The organism is Phytobacter sp., from assembly GCF_059074235.1.
On the sequence record NZ_JCACPZ010000001.1, the window covers coordinates 126694 to 145411 of the forward strand.

The 18718-nt window shown below is 51.2% G+C and carries 14 protein-coding genes; all 14 read left to right on the forward strand.

Going from position 1 to position 18718, the window contains the following annotated elements; all coding sequences use genetic code 11:
- Position 1: 1 nt before the first annotated feature.
- Positions 2–12814 (forward strand): hemagglutinin repeat-containing protein, encoded by a 12813-nt coding sequence (locus AC5JPW_RS00610; protein WP_494237700.1) that lies wholly within the window; start codon positions 2–4, stop codon positions 12812–12814.
- Positions 12814–13140, forward strand: a complete 327-nt coding sequence (locus tag AC5JPW_RS00615) for a hypothetical protein (RefSeq protein ID WP_494237701.1) — start codon at positions 12814–12816, stop codon at positions 13138–13140. Before AC5JPW_RS00610 ends, AC5JPW_RS00615 begins: the two co-directional genes overlap by 1 nt.
- A gap of 352 nt (positions 13141–13492) precedes the next feature.
- On the forward strand, positions 13493–13876 hold the full coding sequence (locus tag AC5JPW_RS00620) for a hypothetical protein (RefSeq protein ID WP_494237702.1): 384 nt from the start codon (positions 13493–13495) through the stop codon (positions 13874–13876).
- Positions 13873–14358, forward strand: a complete 486-nt coding sequence (locus AC5JPW_RS00625) for a hypothetical protein (protein WP_494237703.1) — start codon at positions 13873–13875, stop codon at positions 14356–14358. Before AC5JPW_RS00620 ends, AC5JPW_RS00625 begins: the two co-directional genes overlap by 4 nt.
- Before the next feature lie 386 nt (positions 14359–14744).
- Positions 14745–14876 (forward strand): hypothetical protein, encoded by a 132-nt coding sequence (locus AC5JPW_RS00630; RefSeq protein WP_494237704.1) that lies wholly within the window; start codon positions 14745–14747, stop codon positions 14874–14876.
- Between the two features lie 96 nt (positions 14877–14972).
- Entirely contained in the window at positions 14973–15284 is a 312-nt protein-coding gene (locus AC5JPW_RS00635) for a hypothetical protein (protein WP_494237705.1), read from the forward strand.
- Positions 15281–15673: a DUF7878 domain-containing protein gene (locus AC5JPW_RS00640; RefSeq protein WP_494237706.1), complete on the forward strand. Its 393-nt coding sequence runs from the start codon at positions 15281–15283 to the stop codon at positions 15671–15673. The genes AC5JPW_RS00635 and AC5JPW_RS00640 overlap by 4 nt, the downstream gene beginning before the upstream one ends.
- A 247-nt stretch (positions 15674–15920) precedes the next feature.
- Complete coding sequence (locus AC5JPW_RS00645; RefSeq protein ID WP_494237707.1) at positions 15921–16214, forward strand: hypothetical protein; 294 nt, start codon at positions 15921–15923, stop codon at positions 16212–16214.
- A gap of 10 nt (positions 16215–16224) precedes the next feature.
- A complete protein-coding gene (locus AC5JPW_RS00650; RefSeq protein ID WP_494238117.1) occupies positions 16225–16392 on the forward strand; it encodes a DUF4279 domain-containing protein in 168 nt (55 codons plus the stop codon).
- Positions 16347–16610 (forward strand): DUF4279 domain-containing protein, encoded by a 264-nt coding sequence (locus tag AC5JPW_RS00655; protein ID WP_494238118.1) that lies wholly within the window; start codon positions 16347–16349, stop codon positions 16608–16610. The genes AC5JPW_RS00650 and AC5JPW_RS00655 overlap by 46 nt, the downstream gene beginning before the upstream one ends.
- Before the next feature lie 312 nt (positions 16611–16922).
- The gene (locus AC5JPW_RS00660; RefSeq protein WP_494237708.1) at positions 16923–17444 is read left to right on the forward strand and encodes a hypothetical protein; all 522 of its coding nucleotides are present in this window, start codon (positions 16923–16925) and stop codon (positions 17442–17444) included.
- A 116-nt stretch (positions 17445–17560) separates the two neighbouring features.
- Positions 17561–18031, forward strand: a complete 471-nt coding sequence (locus AC5JPW_RS00665) for a hypothetical protein (protein ID WP_494237710.1) — start codon at positions 17561–17563, stop codon at positions 18029–18031.
- Between the two features lie 31 nt (positions 18032–18062).
- Complete coding sequence (locus AC5JPW_RS00670) at positions 18063–18335, forward strand: papain-like cysteine protease family protein (RefSeq protein ID WP_494237711.1); 273 nt, start codon at positions 18063–18065, stop codon at positions 18333–18335.
- Positions 18332–18682, forward strand: coding sequence for a hypothetical protein (locus AC5JPW_RS00675; RefSeq protein ID WP_494237712.1), 351 nt, complete (start codon positions 18332–18334; stop codon positions 18680–18682). The genes AC5JPW_RS00670 and AC5JPW_RS00675 overlap by 4 nt, the downstream gene beginning before the upstream one ends.
- The last annotated feature ends 36 nt before the right edge of the window (positions 18683–18718 follow it).

The window sequence follows — 18718 nt, forward strand, 5'->3', positions numbered from 1 at the left end:
CATGGATAGTACGAAACCGGTTCATCGCTCGCAGCGCGTCATCAGCTGGCTGATTATCAGTCTGCTGGTCTGGCAACCCGTCGCCCCTGCCTTTGCGGCGGCGATCACGCCAAACGGCCAGACCACGATGGATAAGGCGGCCAATGGCGTGCCGGTGGTGAACATTGCCACCCCCAATGCATCCGGTATTTCGCACAACCAGTTCCAGGACTACAACGTCGGCAAGGAAGGGCTGATCCTCAATAACGCCACCGGGCAGCTCACGCAAACGCAACTGGGCGGGTTAATCCAGAACAACCCGAACCTGAAGGCCGGAAAAGAAGCCCGTGGCATCGTGAACGAAGTGGTGGGGGCCAGCCGTTCACAACTGCAGGGCTACACCGAAGTGGGCGGGAAGGCGGCGAACGTTATCGTGGCTAACCCTTATGGCATTACCTGTAACGGCTGCGGTTTTATCAACACGCCTAACGCCACGCTGACGACCGGAAAACCGCAATTCGATGCTAACGGCAATCTCGCGGCACTGGATGTGACCCAGGGCTCCATCACCATTGAAGGCCAGGGACTGGATGCCAGCGGCAGTGATGCTCTGTCGCTGATCTCCCGTGCGACCGAAGTCAACGCGGCGATTCATGCCAAAGATTTAACGGTCACCGTCGGCGCCAACCGCGTGGACGCCAGTGGCAAAGCCACGGCGATTGCCTCACAAAGTGCGGCCCCCACGGTTGCCGTCGATACTGGCGCACTGGGCGGAATGTACGCCAACCGTATTCACCTGGTCTCCAGCGATAAAGGGGTGGGGGTCAACCTCGGAAATCTGACCGCGCGCCAGGGCGATATCACCCTGGATGCCAGCGGCAAACTGACGGTGAAAAACAGTCTTGCCAGCGGTTCGCTGAACGCCAGAGGCGCCGGTGTGAACCTGACGGGCGAGCACAAGGCGGGTGGCACAGCGACTCTCACCAGTACCCAGGATCTGGCTCTTAAAGACGCGACAGTGGTGGCGGACGGGGCGGTTTCTCTTAACAGTAACGGCACGCTCTCGGCAACCAACAGCACCCTGACCAGCGGGAAGGGGCTGACGATGAGCGCCAGCCAGATTGGGCTGGACGGCACCAGCCGTGCCGATGCGGCAGGCGATGTACGCCTGATCGGGGGTGATATCACCAACCAGGGAGAGGTGAATACGTCAGGTAGCCTGGCGCTTTCAGCCAGCACGCTCGATAACAGCGGCAAACTGGCGGCGAAAGGCCGGGTGGACGCGCAGGCCTCCCGCCTCAGTAACAGCGGTAACATTCAGGGTAACGGCGTGACTGTTCATGCCGGAACAACGCAAAACAGCGGTGCATTGCAGAGTAGTGATGTGCTGTCGCTGACCGGGGACGCGTTAAGCCAGTCGGGGACCTTGAGTGCGAGCGGCGATATGACCCTCTCCCTCACGGGCGCACTGGAAAACGGTGGGCAGGGGAAAACGCTCAGTGATGGCCTGCTACAGATTGACGCCGGAACCTGGACGCAAAACGGGACGCTGTCCGGGCAACAGGGGCTGACGGTCAATGCCGGAAACCTGTACGGCGGTGAAGGATCCTTAACGTCCAGTCTGGGTGAGATCCACCTGAACGCCACGCAGCATGCGGGTTTTGATGGTCAGGTCAGCGCCACGGGCAACCTGACGGTAACGGCGGATGATGTCGAGACCGGCACGCATGCGCAGCTGCAAAGCAGTGACACACTCAACCTCCAGGCCAACAGCGCGACGCTGGACGGGACGCAGGCGGCGAAAAATGCGCTCACGGTGACGGCAAAAAGCCTGAGCCACGGTGGCAAATCCAGCGCAGATAACATCACGCTGAATGCCCCACAAACGCTGATCAACAGTGGCAAACTGGTATCAAATGCACTGTCCATGAATGGTGGACAGATAACCAACAGCGGGACACTGGTTGCAGATGCCTTAACTCTGCAGGGTGACCAGATTACAAATAGCGGTGCGATGGGAACCGGCACCTTAACGGTCAGCGGGACGCAACTGACCAACAGTGGCACGATGCAGGCGGATGCGCTCTCGCTCAGCGGTAATCACATCACCAACAGCGGATTATTGCAGGGCACAAACACCTTTGGCCTGCACACCGATCGGCTGGATAACCTGGCCGGCGGCACGCTCTACAGCGTGCACGACCTGACGTTCGACATCCCGGAGCTCAACAACAGTGGCCTGATCACCACCGACAGCCATCTGCGCCTGGGCGGTCGTTCGCTGACGAACACCGGTGAGATCAACGGCGTGACTTTCGATGTGGGTTACCAGTCCGTGGATAACCGCAGCACCGGGCGTCTGCTGGCAGACGAGGGGCTGGCGTTTACCGCCGACAGCATCACCAACGCCGGTTTGCTGGGGGCGAAACAGCTCTCTGTGACGGCAAATAGCCTGGTAAACCAGGGCAGTGTGCAAGGGAACGATGCACTCACGCTCACGACCGCAGAGACGACCAACAGCGGTACGTTACGCAGTGGCGGGACGCTGGTGCTTAACGGTCAGACGCTCGATAACAGTGGCAACCTGACGGCGACGTCGCTGTTACTGAACCTGACGCAGCACGCGAAAAACAGCGCAGCCGGGCAGATCACCGCCGCACAGGACGCCACGCTCTTTACCCCGGAACTGCTCAACAGCGGACTCATTTCCGCCAGCGATCTTTCGCTGGAAAGTGCGGTTATCACCAACAGCGGCACGTTGCAGGGCATTAATGCACTGGTAGCGAAAGGTACGCAATTGGTTAACCAACAGGGCGGGGTAGTCCTGAGTAACGGTGCTGTAACGCTCACCCACGATCGGCTCGATAACCGTGGGCAGATCCAGGGCGACACGCTGGATCTGGCAACAGGCGAGTGGATCAACAGCGGTAATGCGCTGGGTGAAAACGGGATCACGGCTAAGGTCGATGGCAACGTTACCAACCAGGGCAAAATACTCAGCCAGAAGACGCTGACGCTGACAGCAAATCAGAGCCAGAACAGCGGGACGCTGGCGGCGAAGGTGCTCGCGCTACACAGCGATTTGCAAAACAGCGGCATTTTGCAGGGCAGCGACACCCTGAACTGGGATGGCAACACGTTTACCAGTACGTCCAACGGTCAGGTTCTGAGCGGCAACACACTGACGCTGCAAGGTAAAGAGATTGATAACCAGGGGCAGATCCAAAGTCGTGCCCTGACGCTCACCGCAGACAACTGGCAGAACGGCGGCGCGGTACAGGCACAGGATAACCTCAGCGCCACCCTGACCGGAACGCTGAATAACAAAGGTACCTTGCTGAGCCAGAACCTCTCCACGCTCTCTGCCGGTACGTTGCTCAATGACGGCAAGCTGGCGGCGAAAAACCTGAATATCAGCGCGCCGTCTCTTACCAGCAATGGCATTTTGCAGGGCAATGAGAGCCTGACGCTGACCACGAGAAATCTGCTGAACGGTGCGAACGGGCAATTTATCAGCGGCAGCGCGCTGGATTTGAACCTCGACCGACTGGAGAACCAGGGGCTGCTGTATGTGAACGGTGGCTTTACGTTGAAGGGGAACACTTTACTCAACGGTGGGAACCTGGAAGCCGACGCGCTGGATCTGCACGTTGACACCCTGCTGAATAATCCGGGTGTGCTGCTGGCGCACAATGGCGCAACGCTGTACGGCGACACGATCGCCAACAGTGGGCAGATTGCCGGGAATACGGTTGCGCTGACAGCCACCGGGATAACCAACAGCGGCCTGATTCAGGGAACGCAGCAGGCGCAAGCCACAGCGCAGCGCATGACCAACGCCACGGCGGGGAAATGGCTCTCTGGCGGGGATTTCACCGTTAACGTCGATGTGCTGAATAACGCAGGTACGCTTCAGGGTAATCGTATTGGGTTAACAGGTACGACCCTCGACAACCAGGGTGTGATCAACGGCCTTACCAACCTGACCGGGGTGTTCAGCGGCGATCTCATCAACGGTGGTCAGCTGATCAGCGCTGGCAGCACCGACCTTCGGGCCACTTCGCTTAACAACAGCGGGCGTCTTATCGGGGACACGCTGGCGCTGAATGCCGGTTCTCTTAGCAACAGTGGATTGTGGCAGGGCACAACGGGCCTTGTACTGCAAGCCGATACCCTCACCACGGACGTGAACTCCCGTACCCTGAGCGGCGGCGACTTAACGCTCACTGCCGGACAACTCACAACCCAGGGCACGTTGCAGGGCGGTCTGGTCAACGTCACTGCAGATGACTGGACGCATAAAGGTTCGCTGCTGAGTCAGGAAGTACTGACGGCGGACGTAGCCGGTACCCTCACCACACCGGGCAGCATCATGAGCCAGAAGGATCTGGCGATTCGTACCCAGCAAACGGATAACAGCGGCAGCATTCTCAGTGAGGGTGCAGCCACTCTCAGCGGGCAGACGCTGAAGAACCAGGGCAGCGTGCAGGGGAAAAGCCTGGCGCTGCATCAGGACAGCATCACCAACAACGGCGTGCTCACCGGGCTGGACAGTCTGACGCTGGATGCGAAAAAGACGCTGATGGCTCGCATGGCTATGGCGACCCCGCAGCTTACTTTGATCAACGGTGCTAATGGACAACTGCTGACTCAGGGCACGCTGGATGTGACCGCCGGGTCAGTCACTAACGCTGGCGTATGGCAGGGCAAAAACATCCTGCTGACTGCCCAGTCGCTGGAGAACAGTGGTGCGATACAGAGCGCCGACGGGCTGAATATCAGCGTCTCCGGCACGTTAAACAGCACGGCGGGCAGCAAAATCACCGCGATGGGCAGTGCTGCCCTCGATGCGCTGGCGCTGACCAATCAGGGCCAGTGGGCGGCAAATAATCTGGTGCTGAATGCAGATACCTTGACCAACGGCGGCGTGACCAGCGGCGTTAATGGCCTGACGCTTACCCTCAATGGTGCACTGACCCAGCAGCCGACAGGCACGCTGCAAAGTAGCGGTGCGCTCAGCGTGACAGCGGCATCGGTGGCAAACCAGGGGAAAGTGGTGGGGGGTACGCTCGCGATAACCACCGGGGCGTTGACCAACAGTGGTCGGCTGCAAAGCGACAGTGATACCACGCTGACGCTGGCGGGCAACCTCACGAATAATGCCAATGGCGAAATTGTCAGTGGACGCGGGTTGGCTATCACGACGCCGTCCATGCTCAACTATGGATTGATTCAGGGCAGTGGGGAAACCCGCCTTGATGCCACGACGCTTGCCAGTAACGACGGCAAAGTGCTGTCCGGCGGGCGTCTGACGCTGACCGCACCGCAATACACGGGTGTGGGGTTGCTGCAGGCGACCAACCTGATCCTTAATGCAGCGAGCAATACGGGTAGCGGCAAGCTGGTGGCCGATCAGATGACGCTCACCGGAGACACGTTCACCAACCAGGGCACCACCCAGGCGGGGGAACTGGCGCTTAACTACCGGCAAATCACCAACAACGGCACGCTGCTGGGCACCTCTAAATTAACGGTTAACGCCACACAAGTGGATCAATCTGCCAGCGGGAAACTGTTCAGCGGCGGTGACCTCTTCGTGGGCGCGACGGGGTTGAATGCGCTGGGCCAGATTGTGGCGCTGGGCAACCTGACGCTGCAACTGACCAGTGGCTTTACCGCCCAGACGACGCTGGCGGCAGGTAAAACCCTCGCCATCAGCAGCAACGGGGCAATAACCAACCAGAGCGTGATGCAGGGCCAGGCGGTAAACCTCACCGCAGGCGGGCAGCTGACCAACAACGGGCAGATAACAACCGGATCGGGCTCCAGCACCCTGAGCGGTAGCCAGGTGGTGCTTAATACCGGAAGTTCCATTCAGGGTGGCGGCGATATCACCCTGGCAAGCCGTGGCAATATCACCGCCAACGGTTTTGTGGGCACGCTCGGTAACCTGACACTGAGTGCGCCGGGTTCACTGATCAATACCGCGCTGCTGTATGCCGCGAATAATATGGCGCTCTATGCCAACAGTATTACCAACCAGCGCGGCAATATCCTCGCCGGGAATAATCTGTGGATGCAGAAAGATGCGGCGGGCAATGCCAGTGCCGATGTGATTAACACCTCCGGTACGATAGAGACGCGCAATGGTGATATTACGATCAAGACCGGGCATTTATTGAATACGCGGGATGGCTTCGCGACCACCACAACGGAGAATAATAATGCCGGAAGTGGCGTGGCTTATTACGATATTCTGCTCACGGACATTGATCGCAATAAATTACAGTATTACGTCTATGAGCAATGTGGTGGCAATAAAAACGAGCATTGCTATGATCGTGTCGCTTTTGTTTTTAAAGCACCGACTGATGATATTACTGAGCTGGTTAGTGAAAAAACTGTCACTGCGACGGCTCAGGGAGGGGCTGCCCGCATTGCTTCCGGTGCTAATTTATCCGTATCAGCTTCGCTATTAGATAATAATGCCAGCGATATTCTGGCGCAGAAAAATGTGTACCTTTCTGGTGGAACGTTAAACAACGCCTCGGCTATTACAAGCAGGACATCGGTATATCAGGTTTATCGCTATTCGTATCTTTGTGAATATGATTGTGACCATGAGCTTTATGATATTCCCTCATATACCAGCGTTAAAGGGTTAATGAATAAATATGATTACCCTACGGCAAGAACAGTAAGATATGTTGCGGTACCGGATCTCATTACCGACACGACAAGCGACGGAATTAACTACCGCGCCGTCATCCAGGCCGGAGGCACGGTAGCCGCCAACTTTAGCAGTAATATCAGTAATACCAACACTACCGCGAATGCAGGCGGTGTTGCTACTACCATCACCGCGCCTTCCCTCAATACTCTCAGCAACCAGAGTATTGGCGGTAGCGTGCAAAAAGAAGCGCTGGCGAACACCGGGCCGGTGGCGGTGAATTCTCCGCAATGGCAGGACCAGTTACAGAACGCCTTACAGCAGATTAACGGCGGCGGCGCGCTCGACAACAGCGGTACATCAGGCGCTGGCCTGACAACGGTAACCTCTAAGCAAACCGGCAATGCTAATCTCGGGCAGCTTAACAACCTGGCAAATGCCGGGGCCACAACAGCCGCGCTGAAGAATGCCAGCAATGGCGCACTGGGCCAGTATCAGGGCAAAACCGTCGACACCAGCGCGTACCCGCTGCCGACGGGTAACGATGGCTATTTTGTGGTGACCACCAACCCGAAAAGCCCGTACCTGATTACCGTTAACCCGAAACTTGATGGCCTGGGGCAGCTCGACCCGGCGCTGTTTGGCGACCTGAATAAGCTGCTGGGCATTAGCCCCTCAGCGGCACCGCGTGAAACCAATACGGCCTACACCGATGAGAAGCAGTTCCTCGGTTCGTCGTACATGCTCTCGCGTATCAATTTAAAACCGGATTATGACTACCGCTTCCTGGGCGATGCGGCCTTTGATACGCGCTATGTCAGCAACGTGATCCTGAACCAGACCGGCAATCGCTACCTGAACGGCGTGGGTTCCGATCTCGCGCAGATGCAGTATCTGATGGACAACGCCGCCAGCGCGCAGCAGTCGCTGGGACTGCAATTTGGCGTCTCTCTTACCGCCGATCAGATAGCGGCCCTCAACCACAGCATCCTGTGGTGGGAAACCGCGACCATTAACGGCGAAACGGTAATGGTGCCGAAAGTGTACCTGTCGCCGAAGGACGTGACGGTCAGTAACGGCAGCGTGATTGCCGGGAATAACGTCAACCTGAGCGGCGGCAACATCACCAACGACGGCAGCACCCTGCTGGCGAAAACCGACCTGATGGTTGAAAGCAGCGGGCAGATCAACAACACCGGCAATGGGCTGATTAGCGCGGGGGGCAACCTCAACCTCAGCGCCATCGGCGACATCAACAACCTCAGCTCCACTATCAGCGGCAAAACCGTTCAGCTTGAGAGCCTTGACGGCAGCATCAACAACATCACCCTTGCCGACCAGTATTCACTGACGGCGAAGAACAAATACGGCACGGTCGGTTTCCAGGAGACCACGCTGGGCAGCACCGCCAGCATCACCGCCCAGGACGGGCTGTCGCTGAGTGCCTGGAACGACATCAGTCTGGTGGGCGCTAAACTGGCCTCCGGCGGCGACATGCTGCTCGATGCGGGTGGCGACGTCACAGTGAAGGCCATTCAGGTTAACGACGATTACAGCCAGTCGGGCTTCTTCGGTAAAACAGCGACCAGCACCGCCAAAACGACCTGGCAGGGCAGCAGCATCAGCGCCGGTGGCAACCTGGCCGTGCAGGCGGGGAACGACATCACCCTTGTTGCCAGCGACCTGAGCGCAGGCAAAAGTGCGGAACTGGCGGCAGGCAACAACCTCAACCTGAATGCCGCGCAGACCGAACAGAGCAGCAGTAAAGGCAAAAGTGAAACCCACTCCACCGGGCTGGACCGCACCACCGTCAGCGCGGGTAGCGACCTGAAACTGAGCGCAGGCCAGGACGTCACCTCACAGGCGGCAGCACTGGCGGCCGAAGGGCAAGTGGCCATTCAGGCCGGACGCGACGTCAACCTGGAGGCTGAAGCTACCACCGAGGGCGATAGCTACAAATCCAGTAAGAATACGGTGATCAACGAAGCCGTGCGCCAGCAGGGAACGGAAATTGCCAGCGGCACCGACACGGTGATTGTGGCCGGGCGCGATGTGACATCGGCGGCGACAGAGGTGCTGGCGAAGGGCGACATTGGGGTCAGCGCAGGGCGTGATATTACGCTCACGACCGCCACTGAAAGTGACTACTCCTACCGGGAAAAAATCACCACCAAAAAAGGATTCCTGAGCAAGAAAACCACCCACACCATTAATGAATCCAGCTCGACTAATGAGAAGGGCACGTTACTGAGTGGCGACAATGTCTCGCTGCAGGCGCAAAACAACCTGCTGGTGAGAGGCTCTGCGGTAGCGGCAGATGGTGATGTTGCACTGAAAGCAGGTAAAGACGTCACCCTCGAAGCGGCAACCGAAACGTCTTCGCATTACGACATGAAGGAGACTAAAAAGAGCGGCGTCTTTGGCAGCGGCCTGGGCATCACCATTGGCTCTCAATCGTCGAAGCTGTCACGTAAAGGCAACGAGGTTAAAGAGAGCGATGCCCGCAGCGTGATTGGCACCACCGGCGGCAATGTCATCATCAACGCCGGCGAGAAGGCTACCCTGAGCGCGACCGACGTGGTCGCGGCGCGTGCGGCAGATGATACCAGCCGTAAAACCGGACACATCGACATCACCGCCAGCGATATTGCGATTATCCCTGGCAAAGATGTGGTGCAGGAAACGGTGAAGCAGAGCAGCAAAAGCAGCAGGGTGGGGATCTCCTTCTCGAACCCGATTGTGGATGCGGTACGTAACCTGCGCGACATCGTCAAAATGGGCGGCAGTGGCATTACACAGGGCAAAACCCTCGCCGGTGAAATTGGCGCAACCATCACTGACGCGGGCGGCCCTACCGAGTTGCCCATCAGTTACGGGCGTTCATCATCGAAGAGTGAATCTAATTACTCCGCCGAGTTTGCCACCGGCAGTAACCTGACGGCGGCAGGCAACATTCAGCTCAATGCCACAGGCACAAAAGGTCAGGGTGATGTGCTGATTGGCGGCAGCCGCCTGGGCGCGGGTGAATCAGTGATTATCGATGCGAAAAACAATATCGATATCACCACCTCAACTGATAAAGAGAGCCTGAGCACCCGTTCCAGCAGCAGTAGCTGGAGCATTACCTCCGCGATGCCGACCATCGGCTCTGCTATCCGTGCCGTGAACGGTGGGCCGAACCACGGTGCCCAGGTCCTGCCGTTTGGCATGGAGCAATCCAGCAGCAAGGGCGACAGGCAGACTACCGCCCAGACCGGCAGCGAAATTTCAGGCAAAGATGTCTACATCACCAGTCAGAACGGGCATGTGAATCTGTCCGGCAGTTCCCTGGCGTCGATTAATGATTTGCTGCTGTCGGCGAAAAACGGCGATATCAACATCACCACCGGCAATAACACGGTCAACGACAAGCAGAGCGGCAGCGATAGCATGATCGGCAGCCTCGGCGGCGATGGCTACAGCGGTAAAGTCGGTTACAGCAGCTCGAAACACGCCTCCCAACTCGACAGCAACAAGCAAAGTACGCTGCGCAGCCAGGTCGTCAGCAAGGACGGCGATATTTCCCTGCAGGCGAAAAAAGATCTCTCGGTGGACGGGGCCGACATCAGCGCCGGTAAGTCGCTGGTGCTCAGTGGCGAAAACGTGCGCCTGGATGTCAGTGAAGACAGCTTACACACCCAGAGTCAGTCCTCTTCTACCCAGTACGCCGTAAAAGCGTCGACGTCCGGTTGGATCGTCACCGCGGCCCAGGCACTGGAGAATGCTGCCCGCTCAGCAGAAGAGGGGCGTGACCCGCGTCTGACGGGGATTTATGCCGCTCAGGCCGGGCTGACCGCTGCCATTAACGTGGCGAAAGAAGCGTACAACGAGTCGATGGTGCGGGTCAGCGTGGGCGTTTCAGTGGGTTCCTCGAAAGAGAATCAGGATTACCGCAGCCAGCAACAGCAGGGCAGTAACCTGGCTGCCGGGGAGTCGGTGATTGTTAAAGCCGACCAGGATATCACCGCCCAGGGCGTGAATATCACCGGCAAAAACGTGGTACTGGATGCCGGACGCGATATCACGCTGGCGGCAGCACAGGATACCGACAAGCAGAAGAGCAACAGCAGCGGCAGCCAGTACTCGCTGGGCGTGAGCTTCTCGGCGGTGGGTCAGCAAAACGGTTTCTCGGTGGATATCGGGGCCAGCCGCTCGAAGAGTAAAGAGAACGGCAGCAGCCTGGTTAACCACAACAGCCAGGTCCATGCGGATGAGACGCTGACGGTTAACAGCGGTCGCGATACCACCCTCCAGGGGGCGGAGCTGCATGGCGAACGGGTGATTGCCGATGTGGGCCGCAACCTAACCATCAGCAGCCAGCAGGACAAAGCCGAATACGACAGTAAGTCCAGCTCCAGTGGCGTGAATGTGAGCATTTGCGTGCCGCCTATCTGCGCCGGAACATCGGTGCAGGGTAGCGTGAGTGCCAGCAGCGGCAAGATGAATAACGACTACCAGTCGGTTATCGACCAGAGCGGGATTTTTGCCGGTAAAGGCGGCTTCGACATTAACGTGGGGAGCCACACGCAGCTGGATGGCGCGGTGATTGCCTCTGATGCTGAAGCCGCCAAAAACCGCCTCAGCACCGATACGCTGGGCTGGCGCGACATCCATAACAAGGCGGAGTCCAGCGGCAGCCTGTTCGGCATTAGCGTGTCAGGGGGTGTGGCGGAAGACAAGGAATCGGGGAACTACTCGGCAATCAGTGGGGAGACGGCGAAAGACGGACAGTCCGGTGGTTATAAAGGGGTCCCTGGTGGGATGCCTTCAGTGACGATAGCCAGCGTGTCGGAGAGTGCCAGCAGCACCACACACAGCGCGATTGCCGCAGGTGACATTATCATCCGCGACAAGGCGAACCAGAAACAGGATGTGGCGGATCTGAGCCGCGACACCGCAAACGCCCACAAAGCGCTGGAGAACAACTTCGACAAGCAGGCTATCCAGGACAAGCTGGACATTCAGCAGCAGGCGACGTCGCTGGGTACGCAGGCTATGACGGCGTATATGGACAGCAAACTCGACGCATCGAAGAAGAAAGTGCGCGACGAGATGGCGGCACGCGGCGAACTGGATGGCCTGAGCGAAAAAGAAATCAACACCAAAGTCATGGGCTCCGCCGAGTTTAAAGCGGTGGATGCGGAGTACGGCATTGGTAGCCCATTCTGGACTGCCAGCTCTGCCCTGACCGGCCTGCTGTCGGGTGTGCTGGGCGGCAATGTGCAGAGCGGTATGGCAGCAGGCGCCGCGCCTGTACTGGCGAGACTGGTTAAAGAGGCCGCCGGGAAAAACGAAGAAGCACGTATTGCGCTGCACACGGTGATTTCCGCCGCCCTTGCCAAAGCGCAGGGCGGCAATGCCACTGCAGGCGCCATTGGCGGGTTTATCGCCTCAGCCGGAGCGAATATGTTTGCTCAGGCGCTGTATGGTAAAGACGCCGATAAGTTAAACCCGGATGAGAAGATGGTGATCCTTAACCTGGTGGCGGCTGTGGGCGCAGCCGGCGGCGGCGTGGCGAGCGGTGACACCAGCGGAATGGTGAGCGCGGGCAATGCGGCGAAAGTGGAGGTTGAGAATAATTCGGTAAGCAGTGCGTTGTGCTCACAGGAACCGTGGGCATGTCGTAACAATCCTCTTATAGAAGGGGGATTGGGACCGCGTGGCGGCGGAACGGCTATTGCGACAGGTGTTGGTGTTGCCATCGGTGAGACTCTTACGGATGAAAAAGAAAACCCAAATGCGGGTGCTAATCTTACTGATGAAGAAAAAGCTGAATATGGTGGGGCTGGTTCAGGAACTCCGGGAGGATGGGAGCCAGGAGATGAGGAAAATGGGAGGAATCAGCAAGCTCAGAAAGATGTTGAAAAATTAGGGTATGATTCAAATAAGGTATCCCATATCTTTGCTGATAAGCATGAAATGGATAGTTTAATAAATGAGTTCGGGTCTCGAGAACAAGCTTTAAAAGAAATGCATAGAGCAGCACAGTCATTAGCCGAGAATCCAGGAAACTATCAAACAGGCAGTTGGGTAACAGTACGAGTAGGAAATAATTATGTTAGTGTAAAAGGTATAATAATTAATGGTGAATTCAGAATTTCAACAGCAACAATGAGGCCATTCTAATGACGCTTACCGATGAGGAGTTGTTTGCACTGATTTTTACATTTGAGGAAGATAATAATATTAAAATAGAATACCTGAAAAATGCGGATGTCTTAGAAAGAACATACTCAGGGGTTGGTTTTTTTTCTACTATTAAAATTGATGGGGCTTTTTCAGGAGAGGGTGCTACTAAAAGATATTGGGAGAAGATGTTTAAACATCATCACATGCCCTTTGGTGGCTGCTTTATGATCCGTTTAGAAGATAATCTGCAATTAGAGCTTGAAGCTGTTGCATTTGAAAGTTTGTGGCCTGAGACATTTGTGCAAAGTGATTTTTACGAATGATCTTAATTTTGAGCATCAGGAATGTATTTGGCTAATCTAATTTCATTTCTTGATGCCATTCTGAATAATTATAAAGAATGGCATCTCAGCCACAAACAGGTGAAGGGCGCGCTTTATTACTTTTTAATCAGAAAGAAAAGAGAATTAAAGTGCATTTGCTAAGGCTGGTAAAAAGGAGGAATAAAAAGCAAGAGCTGCGCTGGCAAATTGTAAAGTAGCACTGGCAATTTGTTTCAACAATGCTGGACTACAGGTAGCAGAAGCCGTAACCCCAGGAGGGGTTGGTGTCGGCGGTGCGATAGGTGTAGGTAAGTCTGCGGCAGAAGCTGCGGCAGCCAAGGCTGAAGCTGTTGTGACTCGCTTGCCAGCCCCTGGGCAGATATCGTTACCAAGTACAGGTGTTGGTTCTAACGCTGCTTTTTCAATTACCAATGCACAGCTAGGTAAAAAATTAGGAAAGCATGTTAAAGACTTTGGTGGTAATCCTTCGAATGAGGCAGACAGACAGCGTGTGATAGACGCAATTTATGATATAGGAACAAATCCAGACAAGGTTGTTGCTGGATATTTCAAAGGGCAGGGGGCTGAAGTTGGTGCCAGTCGCGGAGAAGTATTTTTTAGGATAAAAGGTAATGATGTAGTTGTTACTAAACCTGATGGTACCTTTGTAACTATTCTAAAAGATGGAATCAACAATACTTCTGTAAAAAATGCATTAAATGGAGAACCAAGGTGACTGGTATTGTAGATAAGTTTCAAAAATGGGCTGAAAGTGTTCTTGGTAGAAAGCTACTTTCAGTTAAAGGGGTTATCTATGTTTATGGTACCCCCAACTATGAATACCCACAGCAGCTACAGTTTGTTTTTTCGAAAGCAGATACAGCATTGGCTTTAGAATGTGGTAGAGATGGCTCATCTCTTGATATGGCAGATTTTCAACTGCAAGACAAAGATCTTGGGGAATACGGAAAGGAGATTATTGTGGATCTTTCATCAGACAATATTTTTGCTAATTTAATTGACAAGACTTTGTTACGATTATTACTTATGTACTCATCTGTTGAAGATTCTTATATTGGAGTGAAACTTATTTTTAACGAAAAAAACGAATTGTTTGTTGTTAATCTGGGTGATGAACTTAATGTACTAAAGTTTTTACCTGATTCATTTCTCCTAAACGAAGGTATCACATATTATAGTATTGGCGAAAATAATTAAGAATGTATGAGTGAGGCTTATATGCATTTCATTTTTATATTTATTGATTTTTCATATATAAATAACATATATGTTTTTGCTTTCTTATGATTTAATGAAAAAAACAACTGGTGTTCTCTGGGTCGATATGTTGAATTTTATATTAATGAAACATGGAAGGTGCTATTGGCTCTCAATAGAACGTCTTCAAATTCTTTAGAGGATGCGCTATCCAGATGTTCATGAAAATATAACTTTGTACTTACCATTAGATCAAATAACGTTTAGCGAGATGGATAAAGATGAATTGTGGCGTCTGTATTTGGATTTGTAGTTGAGAATAACTCATTCAAGTCGGGCTGACCACAGCCATTAACGTGGCGAAAGAAGCGTACAACGAGTCGATAATGCGGGTCAGCGTGGGTGTCTCCGCAAGCTCCTCGAAGCAGAATCAGGATTACTGCAGCAAGCAGCAGGGCAGTAACCTGGCCGCCGGGGAGTCGGTGATTGTTAAAGCTGACCAGGATATCACCGCATAGCGCGATTGCCGCAGGTGACATCATCATCCGCGACAAGGCGAACCAGAAACAGGATGTGGCGGATCTCTTCCTTACAAAACGAGTACTCTTGATGAAGTGTCAAAAACGGCTTTCCTATCAGCTAAGAATTCTGTTTCTAACTGGATACCAAAAGATAAACATATGGTTGGAACTACAGCGACAAGGGCTGCACAGTTTAATACAGCAGATATGAACACTATTCGTAACATAGTAAAAGAAGCGCTGGCTTCTTCTGATGCTAAGTTTTATCCGAATAATCAAGATGGCTCCTTCCGTGTAGTAACTAATCTGGGTAGACCAGTGGGTACAAAAGGGCAAACTAGTATTAGAATTAATATAGGAGATGGTGGGAAAATATGGAATGCATTTCCAGTGAACGAAAAATGAGCATTGAATACTCAAACTTATCTGTTGGTACTGCGACTGCTGGGCCGCAATTACTTTGTGAAGTGGAAGGTATATTAAAAGTTAGATTTGATGATGAGGAATTTTTATCAGAAGAAGGGGTTTTATTACTTGAACTTGCAAAGGAATTATGTGGTTGGCTAAAAAAAAATTGCTGTAATTTTTCATATTACTCAATGGACTACGAAGATGGCCCTATTTTATCTTTTAAGAAAGTAGGTGAGTTTTGGGAAGTAAGTAGTATCTGGAGCGAACATGTATATAATGGGGTAAATTTATTCACTATTATAAGTGAAGTCGAGCTATTTATCTCAAGATTAGTTTTGGATTTAAATATGAGGAATATAGATACTAGTTCTTTTATTTCATAGTTTTCGAGAAAAAAAGCAGCAAACAAAGCTCGGATATTTGTGGCAATTAAGTTCGAAACATTCCTTCTGGCACGACAGCAACAAGTAAAGAACGCTGGGCACGCATGCTATGACGGCTTACATGGACAGCAAACTCGACGCATCGAAGAAGAAAGTGCGCGACGAGATGGCGGCACGCGGCTAACGGGATGGTCTGAGCGAAAGAGAAATCAACACGAAGGTCATTGGTTCCGCCGAGTTTAAAGCGGTGGATGCGCAGTACAGCGTTGGTAGCCCGTTCTGGACTGCCAACTCCGCCTTGACCGGCTTGCTGTCGGGTGTGCTGGGCGGCAATGCCACCGCAGGTGCCATCGGCGGGTTTATCGCCTCCGCCGGGGCGAATATATTTGCTCAGGCGCTGTATGGCAAAAAGGCTGAAGAGTTAAACCCGGATTCAAATGATGATTTCTGCATCAATAAAAATAGTGGCGAACTATGGATATTTAGAAAAAGTGGTAAGGGCGATTGGCGAATTTATCAAATAGGTGAATGTAATGGATAGCACAACTGTAATGGCCTATTTTTCCATCTATGGCGACAATTTTGATACTGAGGATATTACCATCAGATTAGGTATTACCCCTACCGAAGTAAAGGTTAAGGGCATTGTTCCTGAAGGAAAAAAAAGCCAAGTATTGAAACTAGTTGGAAAATTTGTACGAAGGAGGAGTTGTCATTAGATTTAAACGATCAACTTTACCGCCTTATTAATGTAATGGATGACAAAGTACACACTCTGTGTGAGATGAAATCTTCATTGGATGTTAATTTTGTTTTCTCATTTATAGTTAAGATAGAAAATGGAGAGAAACCAGCAATGCATTTTACTTCAGATAGTTTAAAATTCATTAGTAGCATAGGGGCAGAGATCGATATAGATCTCTATATTTACAGTTAGACCATGCCCAATTTGGCAGGATATTATATAAGATCTTGATTCTGCCTTAAAATACATAAAAATTTCTCTTGTGCGGTTTAATGTAATTCCATTAATATAATTTTGTTTTTTACTCAAGATATAATAAACCCCTCTAGCTGCCTTGTAAGATTGAGTTGTTAATAATTATACAAAGTGGTGAGTTATTCTTTTGAAAATAATATGTTAGAATCTTTCCATATGATGGAACAAGTTCTACAACATAGCCTGTTTTTAATATAAGGGAATAAATCATTATTTTTAATGATTTAGAAAAAATAAAAGGGATGGCAATTGATAATTATTTTTTATTTGTACAGATATAATAAAATCCCAGAAAAAAACAAAGAACAATTAGTTAAAGAATTAAATTGTTTTTTAGCACATGGGTATCTGGATATGGACTCTTTTGGTGAGCCATTGGATGAAGCAGCGAGTGCACTTTCAGTTTTACATTTCACTGATGAGCAAGCATGTGCATCCTTTTGTAAAAAAATCCTATTTTCAGAAAATATTAGTGACCAGTTTTTAGATAGTCTTTGTCTTGGACACTTATTCGATATAGAAAAGGAATATGCGCTAGAATATATATGTGAAAATATAGAAAATATGCCTCCGTCAGTTTTAAACTCTGCAATGGATGGCTTAAGTCAATACAGCCGAACGCCGTTCCGTGAGAATTTCTCAAAAGAATTAATCACAAAAATATATCATCGATATGATACCATATCACAAGACTCCTATTATAAAAAAATGCTTGAAAATGATTACGCTTATTTCCAGGAGGATTTCCCGCGTGGGAATTATAAAACTTAATTGTTAACACATAACTTACATGCTAGGTAAGGTTTTTTATTTCCATACTAAAATATGGGGCGTCCTCATGGAAAATGAAAACTGTTCATGGTTCTTGTTCTATTGAAGGTAAAATTATGTCTAATGATGTATGTGGCTATTTAGTTCCATCTCCTGATGTAAACGAAGATGCGGCATTGAGGAAATACATTTCTAAAAGTAATCTTAATTTTCAATTAATTAAATCGGATGAGCTTTTTGGTTATCCAAGTGAGTTCATGCCAACGGGTGATGTTTTTATTTTTGATATTGCAGATGGGCCGAACTCAATCAATGCAACCTACTTAATTGATTATGATGAGTATGACCCTGAAACATCTGATATTGGATTTCCACCAAGAGGAAAGGACCGACTTAATATTCTTTTAGATACTTTGGTTGATATGATTAAATTATCAAACGCTAAAAAAATGGTTATTGCAATAACTGAATGCAATCAAATTCAAACGATAAAAAAAATAAAATTATCTGAGCTATATGACGTCATACATGCCGATTTTGAAGAGTGCCAGGCACCACCTGACACTCTTTATGAAATTATAGTTTGATAAGATCAGATTTTCATACTCCGTCATCACGGTGTTGAACCAAAATGGTTTGCCCGCTAAACGAGTTAGTGGAGTTAGCATAGAGAGTCTGGCTGATGCTACCTCAAAAGGGGATCCAGCTATCGTTCGAATGTCTTTAGATAGAGGTGGTCACGCGGTTGTTGTCGATGGAATAACAATCAGAAATGGGCAACAAGTCGTGGCAATAAGGGATCCTGCTTATGGTCGACAATACTTTACGCCAATATATGAGTTTAGGCAGAAATTTTCTGGTGAGGCTATCTTTACTAAGGTTATAAAATGAAAAATATCGAAGTTTTATTAAGTGCATTTGAGTTACCTTCATTATCACCAGGGGGGGTGGTAACTGTTAATGCAGTTTTGATTATACGTAGTGGTTCATGTTATCTGGTTCCTCGTAATGAAAATTATGAAAGCCTGGATCGTCTTGAACTTTATTGTCCAGATCTTGAAATTATGTTGGATGACGCTGTAGGTGGCTGGGTTGGTGGGCCTGCAAATTATAACGATAATGTTATCGTTACGGGAGTCATCAATAAAGGCACTACTTCTATGAATCCAATATCTATAAGCCAAATAGAAAAATTTAAGATAATAAGAGATGGAGAAATACATGATATTATCTGTTGACTCACTATTTAATTATGGTTGGGCAACGATATATTG